The organism is Nocardia citri (assembly GCF_054065835.1).
This window is the reverse complement of the sequence record NZ_JBSUQM010000003.1, coordinates 404,334-427,346: the sequence shown is the minus strand read 5'-3', so window position 1 is coordinate 427,346 and position 23,013 is coordinate 404,334. Positions and strand designations below refer to the sequence as shown.

Here is a 23,013-nt window from a genome sequence, read left to right as displayed (position 1 = left end):
GCGAGTTCGCATACGGCGCTGTGCTGCATCGAATTCCGCGATCGACGGGATCAGGATCGATATCGGCGAAGAATGTTCTACCGAACCTTCGCCGGCACACCGAACCCGATCCGACCGGACCTGCCGTCAGTCGCAGACCGCGCCGAAGGACGCCGAGCCGACCAGCTTCGAATACTTGGCAAGTACGCCACGGGTATAGCGCGACGGCAAGGGATGCCAACCGTCGCGGCGGCGGGCGATTTCCGCGGGCGCGATCAGCAGGTCGAGGGTGCCCGCGGCGACGTCGAGGCGGATTCGGTCGCCGTCGTGGACGACCGCGATCGGACCGCCGTCCACCGCTTCGGGGGCGACGTGGCCCACGCACAGACCGGTGGTCCCGCCGGAGAATCGCCCGTCGGTGAGCAGTAGCACGTCCTTGCCGAGCCCCGCGCCTTTGATGGCCGCGGTGATCGCGAGCATTTCACGCATTCCGGGACCACCTTTGGGGCCCTCGTAGCGGATGACCACTACATCGCCCGCGGTGATCGTGCCGTCCTCCAACGCGTCCATCGCCGCCCGCTCACGGTCGAAAACCCGTGCGGTGCCGGTGAATACGTCGGAGTCGAAGCCCGCGGACTTGACCACGGCGCCGCCGGGCGCGAGGGATCCGGCGAGGATGGTGATACCGCCGGTCGGGTGGATCGGGGAGGTCATGGCCCGCACCACTTTTCCGTCGGGATCCGGTGGGGCGATATCGGCGAGGTTCTCGGCCACCGTCCGACCGGTCACGGTCAGGCAGTCGCCGTGCAGCAGGCCCGCGTCGAGCAACGCCTTCATCATCACGGGTACGCCGCCGATCCGGTCGATATCCGTCATCACATGTCGCCCAAAGGGTTTCACATCCGCGAGGTGGGGCACCCGGCGACCGACACGGGCGAAATCGTCCAGCGCCAAATCCACATTCGCCTCGTGCGCGATCGCGAGCAGGTGCAGTACCGCATTGGTAGAGCCGCCGAATGCCATGACGACGGCGATCGCGTTCTCGAAGGCCTCCTTGGTGAGGATATCGGCGGTGGTGATCCCGCGCCGCAGCAATTCCACCACCGCCGCACCGCTGCGCCGCGCATAGCCGTCGCGCCGCCGATCCGTCGCGGGCGGCGCCGCACTGCCCGGCAGCGACATGCCCAGGGCCTCGGCCGCGCTGGCCATGGTGTTGGCGGTGTACATCCCGCCGCACGCGCCTTCGCCGGGACAGATGGCCCGCTCGATGGCATCCACATCCGCCCGGCTCATCAACCCGCGCGAGCACGCGCCGACAGCCTCGAACGCGTCGATTATCGTCACCTCGCGCTCGCTGCCATCGGAGAGTTTCGCGATACCGGGCAGGATCGAGCCCGCGTACAGAAATACGCTCGCCAGATTCAGTCGCGCCGCGGCCATCAGCATGCCGGGTAGGGATTTATCGCATCCGGCGAGCAGGACGGAACCGTCGAGCCGTTCGGCCTGCATCACCGTCTCGACACTGTCGGCGATCACCTCCCGCGAGACCAACGAGAAATGCATGCCCTCATGGCCCATGGAAATGCCGTCGGAGACCGAAATGGTGCCGAATTCCATCGGATACCCGCCGCCCGCGAATACGCCCTCCTTGCAGGCCTTGGCGAGCCGATCCAGCGACAGGTTGCAGGGCGTGATCTCGTTCCAGGACGAGGCCACGCCGATCTGGGATTTGCCCCAGTCCCCGTCGTCCATGCCGACGGCCCGCAGCATGCCACGCGCCGCCGCCTTTTCCAGACCGTCGGTGACGTCGCGGCTGCGCGGTTTGATATCGGGAACGCTCGGATCATTGGCCATCGCCACATCATTCCCGCCGGCATCGTCGAGCGCCGCCGCCCACGCCGATCAGGCGTCGATTATCGGTGCGTGCCGATTCGCTGGAGCAGATTCGGGAGGATCGTATGGTCGTCGCACAGGTCGGCGCGGTCCGGATGCTTGCAGGACGGTCCGCACCTTCCTGGCTACCATCGCCGCAGACGGTCCGTGCTCCAGATACGACGCGCAGATATTCCGTCAGTTACTGCGGCATCTCGCCCACCATCACGTTCGTGTCGATAAGTCCGAACACCTCGCCCTGTGGCGCAGCGACCATCGCCATCCGGCCGGCCGGCGAGTCGGAGGCGGGCAACAGCACCGACGCGCCGAGTTCGGAAGCCCGCTGCACGCCGGCGTCGACATCGTCGAACTGGAACCAGGTCAGCCAATGGCTCGGCACAGGCTCGCCGGGCATCACGGTGTCGTCGTTCATGCCGCCCGCGGGCTGATCACCGCCGCGCGGGGTGAACATCGCGTAGATCATGTTTTTGCCGTCGCCGATATCGGTGTAGGTATAGCCGAAGACGTCGGCATAGAACTTCTTCGCGGTGTCGAGCTGCCGGGTGTGCAGTTCGTTCCAGCAGTAGGCGCCGTGCTCGTTGTAGACGGCCGCGCCGACGTGCGCGCGGGCCTGCCAGATGCCGAATACCGCGCCGACGCTGTCGACCCCGATGAACATGCGCCCAGCCTCGAGTACATCGAACGGGGCCATGGCCAATTCGCCACCCGCCGCACCGACCCGTTCGGCGATCGCGTCCGCATCGTCGGCAGCGAAGTAAGTCGTCCACACCGAGGGCATCCCGGGTTGGGGTTTCGGACCGATTCCGGCTACCGCGTTTCCACCCTTCCATCCCATCAGATATCCGCCGGACTCCTCCCCACCGCCCTCGATGGTCCAGCCGAACAAACCGGCGTAGAACTCGCTCGCCTTCGCCGGGTCGTCGACCTGGCAGTCCACCCAACACGGGGTGCCCTCGGACCAAGGCGTGCTTCGAACAGGCATCGGTATCTCCATTCACTGGTCGGTTGCTGTGGTCGCGGATAGGCGTGCCGAGCCCACCCGATATAACACCAATCACACTGCCGTCTAGTAGTGAACCAGCATCTCCCGGCGGTGTCCCGGAGTTCGCCGAACGTTCACGACGACCACCCGCACGCCACAACGCCTCCGGACATCCGAATGCCCACCGTGCTCGGCGACGATCCGGGGCTGATGGTTCGGCACCGTCGCCCCGCCGTCGCGATCCGGATCCGCCAGGCCGCCGCCGCGGTGGCCGCGGCGGATACGGTCGGCGCCGAGCCCACAACGCCGGGCACACTGTGATGCCCCAAGAGGTGATGCCCCGAGACCCAGAACCGGTGATATCCCCAGTCCTGTGCCGGCGAGCGAATTCCATCGGTCTCGCGCAGTGCCTCCGGATGGCTCTGTCCGCGCCCGACTCGTGAGCGATCCAGAATCGAAACCGCACCTGATCGAGTCCCGAAGTGATGTGTGTCAACACCCCGGGCCCCGCCGCATTCCATCGTTCGGCTGGTGCCGGATGGAAGAATACGAACCACAGCTGCGTAAACCGGTAGCCGGTCCTGCGGTCGTCGACGCGTATCGCGGCTCGGCACGAACGTCGAGCTCGACGTGGAGGCGTGAATGTCGCGGATCGGCCTGTTGTTACACCGTGTGAGCCGTCGCACCACGATTCTGTTGGGTATCGCATTCGCGGCCGTCATCGTGTTGGCGACAACCGCGGTGCTGGTCGTGGTGCGTCACACCGATCGGGTGGTCAGCGGCGCATGTCCGGATGATCCATTGGCATCGGCACCGGCGTGGGCGCCGACGAACGACCAGGTAGACGCGCCGATCGCAGCGCATCCATATGTCGGCAACGGCTATCTCGGGTTACGTGTGCCGCCGCGCGGCATGGGGTACACCGCGACTGATGAGATGACTGGCTGGCCGCTCTATACGCCCGCCTACGACGGCGCTTTCGTCGCGGGCCTCTACGCCCACACTCCGGGTGTGGCCGATAACCGCGAGGTCGCCGCCGCCATCCCGAACTGGTCCGGATTGCTGGTCGGTGTCGGCGAGCACACCTATTCACCCGCCACACCGGCGGCTCAGATCACGAACTTCGCACAGACCCTGCATCTGCGCTGCGGACTGGTGCGCACGAGGTTGACCTGGACCACACCCGATGGCAACGCCACCGATCTGGTCTACGACGTGCTCGCCGATCAGTCGGATCAGCATGTCGGCGCGGTGCACGTCACGGTGGTGCCGCGCTGGTCGGGCGAGATGGTCGTCTCCGATCTCGTCGACGGCGCGGGTGCACGACGGGTGAGCCAGTCCGAGGCGGGCGCTCGCGATGACGACACCATTCGAGTCGGCTTCCGTACCGACGGCACCGATGTCGACGGCGATATCGTCTCCGTGCTGCGGCCGGGAGCGGGTATCGCTTCGAACGCGATCGAGCCGATGCCGCCGGGACGCGATCTGACTGTGCGCCAGGATGTTCGGTTTCCGGTGCATGACGGCGGCACATATCAGGTGACGAAGTTCGTCGGTGTCGACACCACCCGCACCTCGCCTGATCCCGCGGCGACCGCATTCGAGGCAGCACAGCGGGCCGTGCGGACCGGATGGGCGAACCTGCTCGCCGAAACATCCGCGGCCTGGCGGACGCGGTGGCACGGTGATATCGAGGTGCCCGGACAGCCCGACGTGCAGATCTGGGCGCGCGGTGCGCTGTATTCGCTGTACTCCAGCACGAATTCGGCACAGGACAACAGCATCTCGCCCGTCGGACTCAGCAGCGACAACTATGGCGGCGCAGTGTTCTGGGATGCGGATATCTGGATGCTTCCCGGATTGCTGCAGTTCACACCGGAGTCGGCGAAATCCGTGGTGGACTACCGCTTTCGGACATTGTCCGCGGCGCAGGCCAACGCCAAGCGGCTCGGCTACCGTGGTGCTTTCTATCCGTGGACCAGTGCGAGTCGCGGTGATCTCGACGAATGCCACAGTTGGGATCCGCCGCACTGCCTGACCCAGATCCATCTACAAGGCGATGTCTCCCTGGCGGCCTGGCAGTATTACACGGCCACCGGTGACACCGGTTACCTGCGTGAACGCGGTTGGCCGGTCATGCGCGCGCTCGCCGAATTCTGGGTCTCGCGGGTGACGCGCAATGACGATGGCAGCTACTCGATTCGCAATGTCGCGGGGCCCGACGAGTACAGCAACGGGGTGAACGACTCGGTCTACACCAACGCCGTTGCCGCTCTCGCCCTGCGCAATGCCGCACGCGCGGCGGAGTTGCTGGGCGTGCCGCACCCGCCCGAATGGACCGCGATCGCCGATCGTCTGCGCATGCCCTTCGATGCAAAGCTGCGGATCTTCGTCCAATTCGACGGCTACACAGGCACTCCCGTCAAGCAGGCCGACACCGTGCTGCTCGTCTACCCTCTGAACTGGCCGATGCCACCTGATGTCGCCGCCAATGTGCTCGAATACTATTCGGAGCGAACAGACCCCGACGGCCCGGCAATGACCGATTCGGTGCACGCCATCGACGCGGCGACACTCGGCGTCCCCGGCTGCGCCACCGACACCTTCCTCGAACGTGCCGCCCGCCCGTTCGTCCGCGCCCCCTTCGGCCAATTCGCCGAGGCGCGCGGCGCGAAGGTCGGTGCCAAGGATCCACTTGCGGGCGCACCCGCTTTCACATTCGTCACCGCGGCAGGCGGCTTCCTGCAAACCTTCACCAACGGCCTGCTCGGCCTGCGCTTCGACACCGACGAGATCCGCATCGCCCCCACCCTCCCGCCGGAACTCCCGAACGGCCTCACCATCCATGGCATCCACTGGCAGGGCCGAACTTTCGACGCCACCATCGGCCCTGAGAAAACCGCACTGACCCTCACCGGCGGCCAACCCCTGCAAGTCCGAACCGACAGCGAAACCCACCGCCTCGACAGCGAGCTGATCATTCCGACCCGCCGCCCCGACCGCACCCCCACCGATAACCTCGCCCGCTGCAAACCGGTCACCACCAGCTCCGACGAACCCGGCAAATACGCCGAAGCAGCCGTGGACGGCACCCCCGCCACCGGCTGGTCCCCCGACGCCCCCACCGCAACCCTCACTGTCGACCTGGGCCAGGAAACCCACATCGACCGAATACTCCCCCACTGGAGCATCCCCACCCCGACTACCTTCACCACCTCCCCCGATAACCACACCTGGACCCCGGCAACCCCCGACCCGACCACCGGCTCCCTGCCCACCCCCATGTCAACCCGCTACATCCGCCTCACCATCACCACCCCAAACCCCCACCCCACCCTCCGAGAACTCGAAATCACCGGCCCCCGAACCTGATCGGCACTCCTGGGCGAACGTGATCAGGCAATTCATTCGAAACCCCGCAGTCCCATCGGTTCCCCCATCGATGTGCCAGCGGCAATCGCATTGCGCTGCACCGCAATCTGCCGGACCGCGTCCGTCAGGTATGTCGCGGCATAATCGTCCTGGCCGGCTTTGCCGACCAGGCGCCACTCACTCACCCCGGCGGGCACCAACCCGACATCGACCGCGTCGTCACGTACCTGCCGCTCCACGGCGGCCACATCGGCCCCCGGATGCGGCGTGAAAGTGGACATTCTTATCGGCACGGTCAGCAAGGCTGTTCGCGGTCGCGATGATCTGATCCGCGCCGGCCGCCAGGATCACCAACTGATCGCACAACCGCTCGACCAGATCGAACTGATGCGAGGAGAACAGCACCGGTATCCCCCGCGCCGCATATTCCCGCAGCAGCTCTGCCATCGAATCAACAGCGACCGGATCCAGACCGGAGAACGGTTCGTCGAGTATCAGCACCTCCGGCTGAGCGATCACCGCGGCCGCGATCTGCACCCGCTGCTGATTACCGAGCGACAGCGACTCCAGTTTGTCCTTCCCTCGGTCCCCGAGCGCGAACCGGTCCAACAGTTCGGCGGCGTGCCGCTTGGCTTCGACAGCTGACAATCCGCGCAGCCGCGCCAGGTAGACGAGTTGGTCGAGCACCGGCTGCTTCGGATAAAGTCCGCGCTCCTCGGGCATATAACCGAACGAGCGCCGATCCCCGACGGTCACCGACCGGCCCCGCCACCGGACCTCCCCCACCGTGAATCGCCAGCACCCCCTATGATCATTCGCATCGTGGTGGTTTTACCCGCGCCATTGGCGCCGACGAATCCGGTCAGCGCCCGGGCAGCACCGGAAACGACACGTCGTCCACCGCCACCTCGTCCCCGAACCGGCGCACCAGGTGTGCGACTTCCAGCATCGAATGTCCCCTCCGTCGATGTGCCTCCACCCTACCGACGCGACACACCGCGGCAGCCGCACCAGCTCCAGGAGTGCCGCGTCAATCAGTACGGGTCGGACAGGCCGAGGGCCGGTGCCAGTACGCGCCAGGCGCGCGGCAGCTGGGCTTCGAAGTCGGGCCAGGTGTGCATGCCTGTCGGGGCGTAGTCGACGGTCGCCGGAATGTTCAGCTCAGCCAGTCGCGCGGCGAAGCGTTCGGTACACGAGCGCGCCCCTGCTTCGAGGGCCAGACCCCCACCCGCCGTCTTCAGGGCTTCGACCAGGTCCGACGCACGCGATGCCGTGACGAGGTCGGCGTCGGTCGGTAGGCCGCTGGCCGCGGACAGATAGATCGTGGTGCCGCGCAGGTGCGGCGCACCGAGCAGACTGTCGTGCGCGCTCCACTCCGGTGATCCCGGTGGGCCCCAGAGGTTTTCGACATTGCCGCCGCGTGAGGCGACAGTGATCGTGGTTACCGCACGACCGAGATCGTCTGCGGTGGAATAACATCCACTCATTCCCGCGACCGCGCGATACCGCCCGGGATAGCGCTGGGCCAGCATCATCGCCGCCTGCGCGCCCATCGATACACCCGCGATCGCCCGTCGCCCATCGGTTTTCAGATACGACTCGATAATCGGTGGCAGCTCGGCGGTAAGAAAGGTTTCCCACCGATTCACTCCGAGGGCGGCGTCACGGCGCAACCAGTCGCTGTACATGCTCCCGGTGCCACCGCTGGTCAACACCACATCGACCGGTCTATTCGCGAAGAACTCGGCCGCACGGCCTTTGGTCAGCCACCCCGAGACCGCCTCGCCGTCGACGCCATCCAGCAGATACAGCACTGGACGCGGCCCGGAACCGCTGCCGCGCAACACATCCACTGTAATGACCCGACGCATGGCGGCCGAGGCGATGGCGAAACGTTCGTGGCGCGGACCGACCGCTTCGATGCCGATCGTTCCGGTCCGCGTCATGGCCGGATCGACAGGAGGCGGATCCGCGAGTGCGGGCACAGACGCCAGCGCGGCGATGAGGGCCATCGCCGCCGCGGTGATCGGTGCTCGGAAACTCATGGTACGAGGGCGGCTCGCTCTGCTTGTCCGGCCGCGGCGCGGTCGCGTTGCTCCTCGAAACGGGCTACCTTGATGTCCAACTCGTCGAGGAAGGCGCCGCGCTGATCGCGGGCACCTTCGCCGTCGTCGCACAGATCGGTGCGGCCGAACACATTCCGGGCGCGCAGCACGACATCCAGATGCTGGCGCAGGTCGTGGATGCCGTTCTTGCCCAGTACCACGGCATTTCGCCGGCAGGCGGACTGGGTGAGACCGCGCATCTGGAACCGCCTGACGATATCGGTGACCGCGCGCATGGCCTCATCGCGAGCGAAGGCGGCGGCACTGAGGTTGCGATAGCAGATCATATGCAGGTTCTCGTCGGCGGCAATTCTTTGCAGCATACACTCGGCGACAGGCTCATTACAGGCGGCGCCGGTATTTCTGTGACTTATCCGGGTCGCCAGTTCCTATAGTGTCACAAATGCGACCGAACGCAGGAAATGCGGAAGCTTATCCGGTTTCGCGACACCGATGACATATGTGCCATATGGCCTGTTCGAGGGCCACGGGTCCACTGCGCGGGTCACCACCGGATAATCGCGCATGACGATCGCATGACGATTTTCCTCCGCTGTTCAGCGCCTGACCCAGGTGCGCCAGATGCCGTCCAATGAGAACAACTCCGAGATCTCCCGGTGATAGGAGTTCAGATTTACCTCGGGTCAGGTTGATCACCATGGGGCCCGCGCGAACTCCGATACCTGCGATTGTTCCGGATCCCATCGATACCGCCCAGGGCCGCGAAGTTCCGGCTATCGCCCCATGGCACATAACCGTGCGGATGACACCATGGCCTTGCGCAAGTGCTCGTCGAGATGGCGACCGGCGGCGGATATCCTCGTGATCGGGCACCAGGATCGTGCAGCCGTCAGCGGCGACAGCGCGGTGGAACCGTTTCCAGCACTCGGGCGACCTCCGCCGGATAGCTGCGCGTGATAGTACCGAGATCTCCACACTGTGCGACCCCGGCCTGGAAAGGCAAATATTCGACCAGTTTCGATTCCAGGATTGCCCGCCCGAACCAGCCTGCTTGTCCACCAAGAATCCGGAAGTATAGCGGCGTTCGGACCAAATTGCATACCCGGTTCAGTAATTAGGAAAGTCATTCACACCGCGCCGACCGGCGCGGGCGAAACAACAAGCAGCGTAGCGATTCTCGGCCACAATGTTTCCGGTCATGCAGATGACCGGAAATTGTCCGCCGAGCCCGGGTACGGCACGCGGACACTGACGCGGATGCGCCGCCTCGGCGCGACGGCTGTAACACCCGGCGGCGATCCACCGACGCCCGTCGTGGACGGCACGCCGGTACCCACTCGGTGCGGACTCAGGCCGAGCACACCCAGCTAACCTGTGAGCCGTCCTATGACTAAGGTGGAATCCCTGTGCTGCGGGTTATGTGCCCGACAGCATCGAGCGCCTTGTGCCGTTCGGTGAACCCGGACGGTGCATGGCGACGAGTTCGAAGGATGGCATACCCGCTATGAGCGACACGCGAGAAAAGCTGGAGGAGCTCCGGGACATCCTGGAGCTCGCCGAGGAACCCGCTGGCGAGACCGGTATCGCGAAACGCAAGAGCAAGGGCATACCGAGTGCGCGCGAGCGCGTGCGCATGCTGCTGGACAAGGGCTCCTTCGTCGAAATGGGCGCGCTGGTGCGCCAGCCGGGCAGCACCGACGGCATGTACGGCGACGGTGTTGTGACCGGTCGCGGCTACATCGACGGCCGGCCGGTCGTCGTCATCGCCCACGACCAGACGGTACACGGCGGTTCGGTCGGTGAGATGTTCGGCCGAAAGGTAGCCGCCGCAATGGAATTCGCGCAGGAGAAGGCCTGCCCAGTGGTGTCGATCAACGATTCCGGCGGCGCCCGTATCCAGGAGGCGGTGACATCGCTGGCCTGGTACGCGCTGATGTGCCGACGCCAGGAGGATCTGTCCGGCTTCGTGCCGATGGTCGCGGTCATGCTGGGCAAATGCGCGGCCGGTTCGGTTTACGGCCCGATCAATATGGATGTACTGGTCGCGACCGAGAAGTCGTACATGTTCGTCACCGGGCCCGAGGTCATCAAGGCGGTGACAGGCGAAGTGGTCAGCGCCGACGATCTCGGTGGCGCGGCCGCCCTGCAGGCCAATGGCACGGTGCACCATGTCGCCGCCGACGAGCAGGCCGCTTTCGACTGGGTCCGCAGCTATCTGAGCTACCTGCCGTCGAGCTGCCTCGAGCAGGCCCCGGTGGTTAATCCGGGCCTGGAACCGCAGGTCACCGCCCACGACCTGGAGCTGAACTCGATCATTCCGGATTCCGACCGGTCCGGTTACGACATGCACGAGGTGCTGCTGCGTATCTTCGACGACGGCCATTTCCACGAGATCAGCGCGGGCACCGCCCAGAATCTGATCACCGGCTTCGCCAGAGTCGACGGTCGCAGTGTCGGCGTGGTCGCCAATCAGCCGCAGGTACTCGGCGGCGCACTGGACGGGCTGTGCTCGGATAAGGCGGCGGGTTTCATCCGACTGTGCGATGCGTTCGGCCTGCCGCTGATCTTCGTTGTCGACACCCCCGGTGTACTGCCGGGCCTCGAAGAGGAACGCAACGGCGTCATCAAGCGCGGCGGCCGGTTCTTCCGCGCGGTCATCGAGGCCACCGTGCCGATTGTCTCGATCGTGACACGCAAGGCCTACGGCGGCGGCTATGCGGTGATGGGCTGCAAGCCGCTGGGCGCGGATCTGGCCCTGGCCTGGCCGACGGCGCAGATCGCGGTGATGGGCGCCGAAAGTATGGTCGGCATCATCGGCCGCAGGCAACTGGAGGCGACCCCGCCCGACCAGCGCGCCACCGTGCGCCAGCAGATGATCGATTTCTACAACGCCACCGTGGCCACGCCGTGGACCGCGGCCGAACGCGGCTATATCGATGCCGTGGTCGAGCCGTCACAGACCCGTCTGGAGATCCGCATGGCGCTGCGCCTGCTGCGGGAAAAGGACGCGGTCCGCAAGCACAACCCACGCAAGCACAGCCTCTTCCCGGTGTAGGGTGCGGTGTCCCGTTCGTGTTGTGTCACACGCGCGCCCACCGAGAGTTTCCCCACCCACTCCGAGTCGGCGCGCCGCACTTGGGCACTATGCCTGATCCGGACGCGTCCCGTGGTTGCCCCAAATGCGTTCCACCGTGGCCCATTCGGCCTCCCACAACCGGGCCCTGCGCCGATCGAGCGCGCGGCGCAGCAGCGCGTAGCCGCTGCCGAAGGAGACCGCGATCCCCAAGACCATGCCGGTGGTGATCAGCACTGCCTTACTCAGTGCCCGAGTGCTCGACGGCGGCTCGGTGACCTTGCCCGCGCTGTCGAGCCAAATCTTCACCATGCCACCGGCTTTCACCAATCCGGTGGCCTGGTAGTCGCTGGTATGCGTGGCACCGTCGGCGTCGCGCCACTGCACCCGTGCCGGGGTGATGGGCGCATAGAGCGGCGTCTTGCCGACCTCGAGCACGGTCGCGTCGACCTCGTGCAACCGCGCCGCCTGGGCACGCGCGATGCGGTCTTCGGTCTGGTAGATCCGGCCGCCGACCGCCATCGACAGCAGTGGGACGATGATCAGGAACAACAGCGTGAGCACCGCGGCGACCGCCAGTTGCAGGCGATCCTCGCGGCGGCGCATCGGATTTCGATCCAGGCCGACCCGGCGGCAGGTGCGGCGGACAACGCTCGGTGACCCGGTTGCTGCGGTCATGACGATGACACCTCGCTCTGGAATTCAGCTGTCAACCCGTGCAGGGTGGCGAAGAATGTGTCGATGAGATCGGGTAATCCGCCGGTGTCCGAGCCTGCGCCCCAGACCTGCAGGGCGGCGATGAGCAGTCCGGTCCCGGCCGCGACGGCCGCCTCGGGCCGCCGGTCCACCGCTGGATCGACACCGAGTCTGGCGGCGATGATCCGTACGGATTCGCGCTGGCCGTCCAATCGGATGTGCTGATAGCCCGCGGCAAGTGTCGGCTCCGCCTCGAAGCGTTGGAACAGCGCCCAGCGCCGGGCCAAGCGCGCCGCCTTCGGACCGGCGTGTTCGGCGGCCAGCCAATCGTGCACCGCATTGTGGTAGGCGACCAGCGGCGACTCGCCCGTGGGGCGGCAGCGCAGCGCCTCGTTGAACAGGTGCACGTCCTGTTCGATTTCGCCGAGTACGGCCTCCTCGATGGAGGAGAAATGACGACTGAAGGTCCGCCGGGTGACCCCGGCACGCTCCGCGATGTCCTCGACAGCCACCGAACCCAACCCGCGCTCGTTGAGCAGGTCGAATGCGGCACGCGACATTGCCGCGCGACTGCGCAGCGTGCGCAGTCGACGGCCGTCGAGGTCGACGTCGTCGTCGATGCCCATACCGGGAGTCTACGCCCTATTGTCCCAGCGGGACATTAGTTCGGTGTGATTCACATCAGGGCTTACGTGCCAGCCCGGTAACGATCAGCTGCTCCCAGACGCTGAGTTCGCGGCCGACGGCGCCGACCGTGGCCGTATCATCCGTGGGCACGTCCGGTCGCCACTGCGCCGACGGGACAACATCCGGATCGAGGACTTCGAGGTCGCCGAAGAGATCGCGGATCTCGTCGGCATTACGCCACTGCCCGCGCCCGAAGGTCGACTGCAGCTTCTGCTCGGCCGCAGTGGTCTCCGGATTGTGGCCGGAGCGGAAGTGCGTGATGAATATGTAACTGCCGGAAGGAATCTGGTCGTTCCAGAAGCGCACCACGGCGGCCGGATCCTCGTCGTCGTTGAGGTGATGCAGGATCGAGCTGAAGATAACGCCGACAGGCTGCTCGAAATCGATCAACCGTGCGACCTCCGGATGATCGCGGATCGATATTGGATCGCGGGCGTCGGCCTGGATCACCGTGGTGTTCTTATCGGTGGCCAGCAGCGCGCGGCCGTGCGCGAGCACGATCGGATCATTGTCGACGTACACCACCCGGGCGTCGGCGGCGTACCGCTGCGCGACCTGATGCACATTGTCGGCGGTCGGCAGGCCGCTGCCGAAATCGATGAATTGCCGCATACCCGCGCGGGCCATATCGCGCACCCCGCGGATCAGCGCCTGCCTGCTGGTGAAGGCGATCGCCACGGAACCGGGCAGGTTCACCTTGAAGTGATCACCGACCCCCTGGTCGACCAGATAGTTGTCCTTACCGCCGAGCAGATAGTCGTAAACCCTAGCGATACTCGGTTTGCTCTGGTCGATCTCCCGATCGAGCCGAGTCGGGGGCGCAGCATCGTCGGTCATTGTCGATACCTTTGTCCATGGGATCTGTGCGGTCTCTATCGTATGAGACCCGGCATCACTCCGTACGCTGTTGACGAACCCGGCCTTGCACCGCATCACGCCGAGTCGGATTGTGCCGCTTGTCGTTTTCAGCGTTTCACCGCGAATCGCCTGGCGCCCCCATTGGAGTTTGCTGATCTCGGAATGCGGAACGGCGGATCGCCTCGCCCGCGTCCTCGCCGGAGAGGTCACAGGCCTCGCGCAGTCGTGGCATCCTGCCGAGCATCATTCGCAATGCGGCCGGTCCACCGTCGGCAGCCGGATTCTTGCTGGAAAACTAATGTCGGAGTGCCGAAGCACGCATTCGATGCGTTTGCCATGAAATAGCACCGACTCTCCAGAACCGAAATGCCCCGCATTCACAAGCATTCGCGCATCTGCAAGGACATTCCTGAACATGTTCGGTCAGCGCAGCAGAACCTCCGCGTTCGCCCGACCGAACAGCTTGCGGCCATCGGAGATCGCGGTGAGTGCGATGGTCGCCGCACGGCGGTCCGGATTCAATGCCTTGATCCGGCCGTGGAATTCGATCTCGGACTGTCGGGTGGCCGGGACCGGCGCAAATCCCGCGAAGCGTACACCGTATTCAGCGATCGCGGCCGGATTGCCGAGCCAGTCGGTGAGATAGCTCGCGCCGAGCCCCATCGTCAGCAGGCCATGCGACACCACACCGGGCAGTCCCGCGGTCACCGCGACATGCTCACTGAAGTGGATCGGATTCGAATCACCCGATACCCCGGCATAATTCACCAGATCGCCCCGCGAGAGCGGGACGACGCGGGTGGGCAGGTCGGCACCGACCCGCAACTCGTCGAACGCGATGCCACACGGCACCCGCACCGGACAGTCGTCCATATAAGCCTCGGGCGCCATCTCGTCGAAGCATTCGAACATCACGCCGTTGCCCACATGCGCCGGCAGCCGCCGGGTCGCGTCCTGCCGCTCCGCCAGCGCCTCGCCACTCATGATGACACCGTCGACCGCGGTGACCAGTTCGGTGGCAACGTCGTCGTCGGTGCGGGCCACCGCGGTGGTATGCGCGGTCTGCAGTACTTCCTTGTACTGGTTGGTAAGCACATTCCGGATGATCATGAAGTCCATATCGCCGAACTGCCGGAACGATTCGATGTAGGAGTCGCAGCGCAGTCGATCACCGGCGACGAGCGGCCGGTGCGCCCGTATGCTCTGCTCGGTCTGCAGCACCTGGCTGATGTCGTAGCCGGTCAGCACCGAATCGAACATCCTGCGCTGCAGCAGCAGCCAAATGATCGAGGAGAAGGTCGGCGGTGCGATGAGCGCGTCGTAGCCGAGTTCGCACGCCGCGTCCTCATACCAGTGCGCGGGGTGGAAGCCGCGAACCGCGCGGGCGAATTCGCGAATCTTCTCCCGCCCGACCTCATAATGGTCGGACATCCGATAGTGGCGCCCCACCATCGCGCGGGCCTGCTCAGATCCACTCGAAACCGTCACATGTCATACATCGCTGCCCCGGCGCCAGATGCAACTCTGATAGGCGATCGACATAATTCCCTCAGCATTCATCGGGCGCGGGTACGCCCTGCAGACGCTGATCCAGCCAGATCATCGCCTCCGGATAGCCGGTTGCCCCGGCGATGATGTGTTCACCGAAGACACTGCGATACACCGCCGACACGCCGAGGTCGCACTGCTCCTGGTAGAGGTTGCGTGCACCCTCGGGCGGGATCCAGAATTCCTGCTCGCCGTTGTAGATGTAGAGCGGTGTCGCGGACTTCATGCCCCCCATGCGCGTCACGTCGTATATCTCGGTGGCGACCTCGGAGTGCAGTGGATCCGGAATCTTGGCGGCGATATCGATGGGCAGCATCAGCACGCCGACCGCACCGAATGCGTTGCCGCACAGATCTTTCAGCGGCGAGGTCGCCGCCCACTGCGCCAGATTGTTCATGCTGGCCAGGATCTCCGGGCGCTCCCGGCCGACGCCGAAGGTCGCGGCCAGGAACACCCCCGAGGCGAGGTTGCCGTTCATGCTGCGCCCGAGAATTTCATAGTCGGCGGGCACGCCGCCGAGCGCGGCGCCGACGATCGATCCGACCAATTCCGGTGCGTAGCTGTCGATCAGCTTCACCGCACCTTTGGTGGCGATGGCACCGCCGGAATAGCCGGTCATACCGAATCGGCTGTCGCCGAATTCGTCGGGACGCAGTCCGCGCACCGCGCGAATCGCATCGAGGACGGCATGTCCGGCGACATAGGGCTCAGCGTAGGCCATCCACGGTCCCTCATGGTCCGGAACCAGCACCGCGTATCCACGCGATGCCGCCAATTGCGTTGTAGGCGGAAACAAGTCGGTGATGCTGGTATTGCGTGACCAGCCGTGCGCGAATGTGTAGCCGGGCGTGCAGTCCCGGCCGAGCCCGTCGATCGGGAGATTGTTCACTACGACCGGTCGACCGCCAGGACCAGGCCATGCGGTAGCCGGAATGATCAATGTCGCGGTGGCATACGAGGCCGCACCGCGCGAATCGGTGGTGCGGTATTTCAGTAGCAACGCTTGCCGTACGGGCACCAGCACCAGCGGCCCGGCCGTGGCGCTGACATCGCGCACCTCCACGAGCTCACCCGGCGCGTAATCCTCCAGATTCGCCGGCCACGCGTCGAAGATCGGATCACCGATGGCACTCGGTGCCGAGGCCTCGCGCAGAGCGGCCAGCGCCGGGGACAGGGTGGTGGCCTCCTGCCTCGGACCCGACACCGGCGGCCCGGGAGCGATCGGCGGCGGCGGGATCACTTTATCGATCCACTGCTGCAGATCCGGCAGGAGCGAACCGCCGGTCGGAGTCGGCATGGCGGGCAGACCCGGAATGGCGGGCGGGGCCGGCGCGGGCGGCGGTTCAGCCGCCGCCTCCCCCGTCGCGACCGAACACACCAGCAACAGTGCGAAAACTATGACACGCAGGCAACTCATCAACACACGCCCCAAGGTGCGACATCAGGTTCCCTGGCGCCCGGGTTTTTTGGTGCCTTCGACCCCCGAAATGCCCCTGAGTGCCGAGGCCAGGACGTCAGGCTAACCGAGGCGAATCGCCGAGTTACCGCGCCGTGCCCGAGTTGTATGTGTCACGTCGCCGAATCGCAACATTCCGAGCCGAATCCGCTTGTCCAGCAATGCGGATCCGCTTCGATGCCGATCCGGCATGCGCCGGATCGCACCAAATCGCTTGTGCTCCTTCTCAACAGTTACTCGGCGCCACTTCCCCTCGGAATCGTGCATCCAACCAATTCAGCGCCGCAGGAATGCCCAGGACCGCGGCGGTGAGATGGTCGGGCACGGGGATCTGCTCGGATTGCACCCGCGCCCCGGCCGCGCACCAGCGCTTATCGGTATTCACCACCGCGTCGATGGGAATGAGTCCGTCGATCGGCGAATGCCATTCGAAGACCGGCGTTGTCGGCACGCCGTCGTAGAGTTCGAGGCTGTTCTCCTCGACCACCGCCCGGGCGGTGGCATCGTTGATCATCGAGGTCGACTTCGCGAAGTCGAGCGCGCCGCGGCCCGCGCCGGCGGCCAGAATGTCATTGGTGCAGCTGTTGGCGATCGCGGCCCGTGCGTTGAGGCCACGCTCGTTGAGTTGGTCGCTGAGCGGAAAGCGGTCCGGATACTCCCGCTCGAGACCGAGTCCGGCCGCCAGGGCGAGCCCGAAGGCCGGGTGCGAGTTGAAGCCCAGGGTCTCGAGCATGGTCACCAGATTCATCGGCACACCGCCCATCGCGGCTCCGGCGATCTCCAGTTCGGGCGCGTATCGGGGAGCCAGCGCGGCCGCCCATGCGGTGGCCATACCGCCGCCGGAGTAGCCGACCATCGATACCGGGCTCTTCTGCACCTGTAATTCGGCGACCTGCTTCACCGCCCGGATGCCATCGAGGGTGATCATGCCGCCCAATTTGGCCGCGCCGTAGGCGAAATTCGGACCGAGGTGATCGGGCAGCGCGACGCTCCAGCCGCGCGAGAGCAGCACATTCCAGCTCGGCGCCTCCCTAACGATGAGGTTCGGATCACCGGTGTAGAGCACCCGGGATACCGAGCACTCGGCGCCGAGTCCGTTGATGATGTGCTGATAGGAGAGCAAGGGGCCGTCGGGTGCATGCGCCTTTGGAGTGAGCACCGTGGTGGTCGCCGCGATCGGCTGACCTTCGGAGCTGGTGGAACGGAAGCGCACGACGGTGACGGTGGTATCCGGGAAGATCGCCAGCGCAGGCATCACCCGCGTCGCGATCACATCACCGGGTTTCTTATCCGCCAGATCGGGCGGGGTCGCGTAGAAGGGGTCGGGATCCGGGGTGGGATACAGGGGGGTGGCGTGGGCGGCGCCCACCGCCGTAAGCACCATGAGCAGACCGATCGTCATCGTCAGCAACTTTTTGCCGGTCGTTCTCATCACGACGCCGAGTGCGCGAATCGGGCTACGTGGGGCCTGTTTCATCGACGTTTTGCCTCCGGGGGAGAGTATGGTCCAACGCTGCGAACATAGTGGACCGCGATTGTCAGAAGACAAAGGCAAAGCGAAATGTTCTGAGAATTCACAACTCCCTGGTGCCCGACCAATGGTCGCAGCCAGGCGCCTTCGTGACCGTCTCCGATCGCAAGGTGTCGTTTCTGTGATATGTCCAACCGATCGGCCCGACCCTGCACCGCACCATGACGCCCGTCTTACTGTCGATCCATCGACGCGGCGAGTCGGGTCGGAAGACGGCCGTGGCATGGACCGCACTGTGAAATCCGAAAACGGATTCCCCCGAGCGAAAATCGGTGTATCCGATGGATATCCAGAATCCGCGACCGATCACCGTCTACTTCGCCGGTGCGACCCCCGAGGACGCACTCGTTCTCGAGTACGCCGCCCACCCGAGCCGAGTCCTGGGAGTTCACTTCGGCCGCGGTCAACGCCGGGTTCACTGTGCCGGTCGACAGCAAGGTCCGACCGGGCTGCGGCGCCTGCGGTGCGGCTCGCGGTGGTACTGGCTGTGGCTACGGCACCGCTGCCGTGAACCGCTGGACGGCCACATCTCGGTATGGCTATTGTGCCGCCGCACGATGGCTACTCTCGGATGGTGGACAGCATGCGGGAGGATCGACATTGACCCAGCGGAATACCGAACGGGCACGATGGGGCGCGGCGCTGCTGTGTTGCGGTACGCTAGTCGCGGCCGTGGCCGCGTGCGACTCCGACGCGAGACCGTCGGTCGGGAAGACCGTGATGACAACTACATCGACAACCACGGCTGCACCCACACCCACGACTCCCCTTGCCGCCCTGCCGAGCGTCGATCCCTACGCCGGTGTGCCGCTCATCGACCACACCACCTGGACCGACGGGGTCGACGGCCCGCGCCTGCTGGTCTACCCCACCGAGGCCGGGCGGCGCGAGGCGTTCCCCAATACCGAGGAGCGGGCGTGGCAGGAGGTGCTCACGCACTCCCCCGACGCCGATACACCCGGAATGCGTGACCAGTTCATCTGTCACTGGGTCTGGGCCCGCATGGTGCAACCCGACAAAGAGAGCTGGAATCTGGAACCCTGGCGCCCGGCGGTGGGCTATCAGGCCACCGTCCAGGCATCGTGTAATCCCGGAGGCCCCGAACGCTGATCATTTCCAGCGATCTGCAAGCAGTCGCTACGCCCGGAAAGGACCCATATGCGCGTCGTCATCGCAGGCGGACACGGGAAGATCGCGCTACTGCTCAGCGAGATACTCACCGGGCACGGCGACGAGGTCGACAGCCTGATCCGCAATGCCGACCATGCGGATGAGGTAACGGCGACCGGCGCACGACCGGTCGTGTTCGATCTCGAGCACAGCACGGTGGCGGAACTCGCCGCCATCGTAAAGGGTTCCGACGCTGTAATTTTCGCCGCGGGTGCCGGTGCGGGCAGCGGGGCGGCCCGCAAGTATACGGTGGACAAGGGCGGTTCGGTGCTGTCGGCCGATGCCGCCGAGGCGGCCGGTGTCCGGCGGTTCGTGCAGATCTCCACCATGGGCGCGGGTAAGCCGCCGGCACCCGGTACCGACGAGGTATGGGCCGCTTATATGGACGCCAAGACCCAGGCAGAGGACGATCTGCGGGCCCGTGATCTCGATTGGACGATCCTGCGCCCCGGCCGACTGCTCGATACCGCCGCGACGGACCGGGTTCTGCTGAGCACACCGCCGCTGCCCTTCGGCAGCATCGCCCGTGCCGATGTCGCCGCCGTTCTCGCCGAAATTCTGTACGCGGCACAGACCACGCGTACCACTTTGGAACTCGTCGCAGGCGACACACCGGTATCACAAGCGGTCTCAGATATCGGTAGCCAATCGGTCGCCGAAGGCGGTGCCGCACTTACCGATTGATATTTTTCGCCGCTGGATTGGAGAACATAACTGTGTTCAGCCGTATCACTTCCCTGAAGCTGCGACCTGGATCCCGCGGCGAATTCCTCGATGTGGTAGGTCGCAGTGCGGCCGCATCGGTGCGCGAGGAACCCGGTTGCCTGCGATTCGATGCATGTGCCGACCGCGTTGATCCACACCGGTTTTTCCTCTACCAGGTCTATACCGATGAGGAGGCCGCCGAAGCGCACCGTTTCACCGACCATTTCCTCGCCTGGCGCTGCGCGGCCGACCGATTTGTCGAACCTGGCACTCAGGTGCACTACAGCACCGATGTGGTGATCAATGCGAAATGATCGCGCGAAATTCGCCCGCGATCGCGCCGGTTCGCGGATTATTAGCAGGTTCGAAAACCCTACCGCGAATGCACAATCGATCGTGCAGATGTGCTTGCATCTGAAAGGCGCACCGACCTAAACTCAGTCCCGCAAGGCATTACATGGGACAACCAGGGGAGGCCGCGTGGGTAAGCCAAGGGCCGATGTTGCCAGGGGTTTGCTGTCGCCAGAAGTCAGGGGCGTTCGAATGGACCAACCAATTCACGGCGGCCGGCTCGGAATCGCCGAAGCCGCACTGGTCGACCAGCCAGCGAACGGTATAAAAACTATGAGCACACCGTCGACCCGAAGCGGACAGCACAGTTCCGCATACTCGCGAGAAACCGCTGTCGCTTTCGTCATTGATGCCGTCGAGTCGACCGGTGCGGCCACTCGACACGATTTCGATATCGACCGGATCGTCACCACCGCCCATGCGTTGGCCGACGACTGGGATCTCGAGGCCCTGCAGCCGGCCACCTTCTGGCGCATCGCCTCCAGCTTCATCAAGCAGTGACCGGCAAGAACCAGCCGCGCACCCAATGATCTAGCAGCGCAACCGAATTGCTTCATGCCTCGGTCGCCGGTACGCATTGTGCCATATAGGCCCGCAGTGCAATCTTGGCCTCGCAACAGCTTCGGGTCGCCGTCGGGATCGGACCGGAATGCCTCCTGTAGGACGGCATCGCCCATGAGATAGGCAGCGCGGCAGGCGATATCGAGTCGTTCGACATCGGCCGCAGCGCCCTGGGCGAGTATCACATCCCGTAGCGTCACCGCCATCCGACGTTTGTGCTCGCGATCGGCGGCCCATGCGGCCGCGTTGAAATCCTTGCCGAACCACAGCGCGCGCAAGCCGGGGTCTTCCCGATACACCTGGGCGAATGCGTCCACCAGCGCACCGATCGGATCGCCGCAACGTCCCTGGCGCGCGAACTCGAGCAGCAGGGCCGCCTTGGCCTCCAACTGCTCGATATAGGCCGCGGCGAGGGTTTCGATGACGGCCTCGCGATCCGTCAGGTACTGATATAGGGAGCCGACCGAAATCCGTGCCTTCCCAGCCACTCTGATCATGGTCAGCGCCTCGACGCCCTCCGCGGCGATCGGCCTATCGGCCACCTCGAGCACCCGCGCCAACCGATCCCGGCTGCGCGCCTGAATCGGCACACGACGCAGAGGCCGGCATCGATACAGAACCGGCGGTGCGCGAGGAAGATCAGCCCACCTCGTCGTCGGTTCTGCCGATCCGCCTCAGTGGCGAGCGTCGCAGCCGGCATCTGTTGAGTGCCAACCCGTTCGACGCCCTCGACGATATCGATTGGGCCGCGCTCGCCGCCGTCGACCATCTGCACCTCGGCGGCCCGGAGCTGATCGGCGCGACCAACGCCGCGCGAGTTCTACAGCACGCCAAGGACAATGGCGTCAGTACCTCCGTCGCTACTCGTCGGCCCCGACGTCGACCATCAGCACATTCCGCGTTCGCCATCGAAGTCGTCGACACCACCGACTGCGGCGACGCGTTCGCCGCTGGTTTCATTCGGGCGATCGCGCTCGGCCGGAATCTGCGGGCCGCCGCGATACTCGGCAGTGCGGTCGCCGCGCTGGTCGCTCGCGGACTCGGCAGTGACCACGGGATTTCGATCTCGCCGTCACGGACACGTTCGCGGCCGAGACAAGCACTATCGACGCGAGCGAGCCGGGTCGATCGGGGTACTGAGCCGCTCAGGCTTTCTTGGCGTAGTCGGCGAGGATCTTCAGCGACTCGCCGGGCGCCTCGGCCTGCACACTCAGACGGTCCATGACCGACAGATACAGCGCCAGATCCTGCTTGCGATCCAGGTACAGGGCACTGGTCAGATGTTCGAGGTAGACGATATCGGGCAGCTCGGCCTCGGCGAAACGCAAGATGCTGAACGAACTACCCGCAGCCGCATGCTCACCCGCAGAGTACGGCAGGACCTGCACTGTGACATTCGGCAGTTCCGCCAGCTCGATGAGGTGTTCCATCTGCTCCCGGTGCACCCGCGAGCCACCTACCGGCCGATGCAGCGCTGCCTCATCGATGATCGCCCAGACGACCGGCGGATCGGCGCGGTGCAATACCTCCTGCCGACGGATGCGGACCTGCACGCGGCGGTCCATATCGGCGTCCTCGTACCCGAGTGACATTACGGCCCTGGCGTATTCGGGCGTCTGCAGCAGACCGGGCACCAGGTGCGCCTCGTAGGTGCGGATCTTGGTCGCGGCCTGCTCCAAGCCGAGGTAGGTGCCGAACCAGGATGGCAGCAGGTCGCTGTAGCGATGCCACCAGCCCGGCTCATTCGCCTGCCGGGCCAGATCCAGGAAACGTTCCCGCTCCTCGGCGTCGGCGACGCCGTATAGGGTCAGCAGGTCGCGGATATCGCGTTCCTTGAAACCGGTGCGCCCCAATTCGAGACGACTGATCTTGGCGTGTGAACCGCGGATGGCCTCACCTGCGGCCTCACGGGTGATACCGTTCTTCACCCGGAGATCACGCAATTGCCCGCCCAGCGCGATCCGCAATACGGTTGGACCACGTTCCACTACAACCGATTGCACACGACCGTCGTCATCGGGTTCTGCGATCATGAAGTCATCTCCGATACTCGGGTTTGACCACAGTGTGTCACAAGAACCGCGT

21 protein-coding genes are annotated in these 23,013 nt (G+C 65.2%); 7 read left to right on the top strand and 14 right to left on the bottom strand.

Going from position 1 to position 23,013, the window contains the following annotated elements; all coding sequences use genetic code 11:
* Positions 1-126: 126 nt before the first annotated feature.
* Together ilvD and ACW2Q0_RS07870 are read right to left on the bottom strand one after the other, a co-directional pair.
* Positions 127-1,833, bottom strand: a complete 1,707-nt coding sequence (gene ilvD, locus ACW2Q0_RS07875; RefSeq protein ID WP_457187688.1) for a dihydroxy-acid dehydratase — start codon at positions 1,831-1,833, stop codon at positions 127-129.
* A 220-nt stretch (positions 1,834-2,053) separates the two neighbouring features.
* On the bottom strand, positions 2,054-2,854 hold the full coding sequence (locus ACW2Q0_RS07870; protein WP_457187686.1) for a VOC family protein: 801 nt from the start codon (positions 2,852-2,854) through the stop codon (positions 2,054-2,056).
* 177 nt (positions 2,855-3,031) lie between these two features.
* Between ACW2Q0_RS07870 and ACW2Q0_RS07865 the strand changes: the two genes are divergently transcribed.
* The gene (locus ACW2Q0_RS07865) at positions 3,032-3,175 is read left to right on the top strand and encodes a hypothetical protein (RefSeq protein WP_457187684.1); all 144 of its coding nucleotides are present in this window, start codon (positions 3,032-3,034) and stop codon (positions 3,173-3,175) included.
* 321 nt (positions 3,176-3,496) lie between these two features.
* Entirely contained in the window at positions 3,497-6,226 is a 2,730-nt protein-coding gene (locus tag ACW2Q0_RS07860; protein ID WP_457187682.1) for a discoidin domain-containing protein, read from the top strand.
* Between the two features lie 32 nt (positions 6,227-6,258).
* On the opposite strand, the gene ACW2Q0_RS07855 is transcribed toward ACW2Q0_RS07860, so the two are convergent.
* The 4 genes from ACW2Q0_RS07855 to ACW2Q0_RS07840 form a co-directional block, all read right to left on the bottom strand.
* Positions 6,259-6,465 carry a hypothetical protein gene (locus tag ACW2Q0_RS07855; protein ID WP_457187680.1) on the bottom strand — a complete coding sequence of 69 codons (207 nt, stop codon included), beginning with the start codon at positions 6,463-6,465 and terminating at the stop codon, positions 6,259-6,261.
* Positions 6,446-6,982 carry an ABC transporter ATP-binding protein gene (locus tag ACW2Q0_RS07850; RefSeq protein ID WP_457187678.1) on the bottom strand — a complete coding sequence of 179 codons (537 nt, stop codon included), beginning with the start codon at positions 6,980-6,982 and terminating at the stop codon, positions 6,446-6,448. Before ACW2Q0_RS07850 ends, ACW2Q0_RS07855 begins: the two co-directional genes overlap by 20 nt.
* 278 nt (positions 6,983-7,260) lie before the next feature.
* Entirely contained in the window at positions 7,261-8,271 is a 1,011-nt protein-coding gene (locus ACW2Q0_RS07845) for an alpha/beta hydrolase (RefSeq protein ID WP_457187676.1), read from the bottom strand.
* The gene (locus ACW2Q0_RS07840) at positions 8,268-8,705 is read right to left on the bottom strand and encodes an acyl-ACP desaturase (protein ID WP_457187753.1); all 438 of its coding nucleotides are present in this window, start codon (positions 8,703-8,705) and stop codon (positions 8,268-8,270) included. The genes ACW2Q0_RS07845 and ACW2Q0_RS07840 overlap by 4 nt, the downstream gene beginning before the upstream one ends.
* Positions 8,706-9,796: 1,091 nt before the next feature.
* Here ACW2Q0_RS07840 and ACW2Q0_RS07835 point away from each other — a divergent pair.
* Complete coding sequence (locus ACW2Q0_RS07835; RefSeq protein WP_457187674.1) at positions 9,797-11,347, top strand: acyl-CoA carboxylase subunit beta; 1,551 nt, start codon at positions 9,797-9,799, stop codon at positions 11,345-11,347.
* An 87-nt stretch (positions 11,348-11,434) separates the two neighbouring features.
* Here ACW2Q0_RS07835 and ACW2Q0_RS07830 read toward each other — a convergent pair whose 3' ends face one another.
* The 6 genes from ACW2Q0_RS07830 to ACW2Q0_RS07805 form a co-directional block, all read right to left on the bottom strand.
* Positions 11,435-12,043 carry an Rv1733c family protein gene (locus ACW2Q0_RS07830; RefSeq protein ID WP_457187672.1) on the bottom strand — a complete coding sequence of 203 codons (609 nt, stop codon included), beginning with the start codon at positions 12,041-12,043 and terminating at the stop codon, positions 11,435-11,437.
* Complete coding sequence (locus ACW2Q0_RS07825) at positions 12,040-12,687, bottom strand: TetR/AcrR family transcriptional regulator (protein ID WP_457187670.1); 648 nt, start codon at positions 12,685-12,687, stop codon at positions 12,040-12,042. The genes ACW2Q0_RS07830 and ACW2Q0_RS07825 overlap by 4 nt, the downstream gene beginning before the upstream one ends.
* Before the next feature lie 55 nt (positions 12,688-12,742).
* Positions 12,743-13,585 (bottom strand): SAM-dependent methyltransferase, encoded by an 843-nt coding sequence (locus tag ACW2Q0_RS07820; protein ID WP_457187668.1) that lies wholly within the window; start codon positions 13,583-13,585, stop codon positions 12,743-12,745.
* Positions 13,586-14,029: 444 nt separating this feature from the next.
* On the bottom strand, positions 14,030-15,094 hold the full coding sequence (locus tag ACW2Q0_RS07815; RefSeq protein ID WP_457187666.1) for a fused (3R)-hydroxyacyl-ACP dehydratase subunits HadA/HadB: 1,065 nt from the start codon (positions 15,092-15,094) through the stop codon (positions 14,030-14,032).
* 61 nt (positions 15,095-15,155) lie between these two features.
* Positions 15,156-16,571, bottom strand: coding sequence for a lipase family protein (locus ACW2Q0_RS07810; RefSeq protein WP_457187664.1), 1,416 nt, complete (start codon positions 16,569-16,571; stop codon positions 15,156-15,158).
* 265 nt (positions 16,572-16,836) lie between these two features.
* Positions 16,837-18,012, bottom strand: a complete 1,176-nt coding sequence (locus ACW2Q0_RS07805; RefSeq protein ID WP_457187662.1) for a lipase family protein — start codon at positions 18,010-18,012, stop codon at positions 16,837-16,839.
* Between the two features lie 849 nt (positions 18,013-18,861).
* On the opposite strand from ACW2Q0_RS07805, the gene ACW2Q0_RS07800 reads away from it, so the two are divergent.
* The 3 genes from ACW2Q0_RS07800 to ACW2Q0_RS07790 are packed head-to-tail and all read left to right on the top strand — an operon-like array spanning position 18,862 to position 20,330.
* Entirely contained in the window at positions 18,862-19,251 is a 390-nt protein-coding gene (locus ACW2Q0_RS07800; protein WP_457187660.1) for a DUF2599 domain-containing protein, read from the top strand.
* Between the two features lie 48 nt (positions 19,252-19,299).
* Positions 19,300-19,995, top strand: a complete 696-nt coding sequence (locus ACW2Q0_RS07795; protein ID WP_457187658.1) for an SDR family oxidoreductase — start codon at positions 19,300-19,302, stop codon at positions 19,993-19,995.
* A gap of 32 nt (positions 19,996-20,027) precedes the next feature.
* Positions 20,028-20,330, top strand: coding sequence for a putative quinol monooxygenase (locus ACW2Q0_RS07790; RefSeq protein WP_457187656.1), 303 nt, complete (start codon positions 20,028-20,030; stop codon positions 20,328-20,330).
* A 243-nt stretch (positions 20,331-20,573) separates the two neighbouring features.
* On the opposite strand, the gene ACW2Q0_RS07785 is transcribed toward ACW2Q0_RS07790, so the two are convergent.
* Positions 20,574-21,518 carry a TetR/AcrR family transcriptional regulator gene (locus tag ACW2Q0_RS07785; protein WP_457187654.1) on the bottom strand — a complete coding sequence of 315 codons (945 nt, stop codon included), beginning with the start codon at positions 21,516-21,518 and terminating at the stop codon, positions 20,574-20,576.
* A gap of 35 nt (positions 21,519-21,553) precedes the next feature.
* Here ACW2Q0_RS07785 and ACW2Q0_RS07780 point away from each other — a divergent pair, with 35 nt between their 5' ends.
* Complete coding sequence (locus ACW2Q0_RS07780) at positions 21,554-22,153, top strand: carbohydrate kinase family protein (RefSeq protein WP_457187652.1); 600 nt, start codon at positions 21,554-21,556, stop codon at positions 22,151-22,153.
* Here the strand turns inward: ACW2Q0_RS07780 and ACW2Q0_RS07775 are convergent.
* On the bottom strand, positions 22,074-22,961 hold the full coding sequence (locus tag ACW2Q0_RS07775; RefSeq protein WP_457187650.1) for a helix-turn-helix domain-containing protein: 888 nt from the start codon (positions 22,959-22,961) through the stop codon (positions 22,074-22,076). The two genes, ACW2Q0_RS07780 and ACW2Q0_RS07775, sit on opposite strands and share 80 nt — an antisense overlap.
* Between the last annotated feature and the right edge of the window lie 52 nt (positions 22,962-23,013).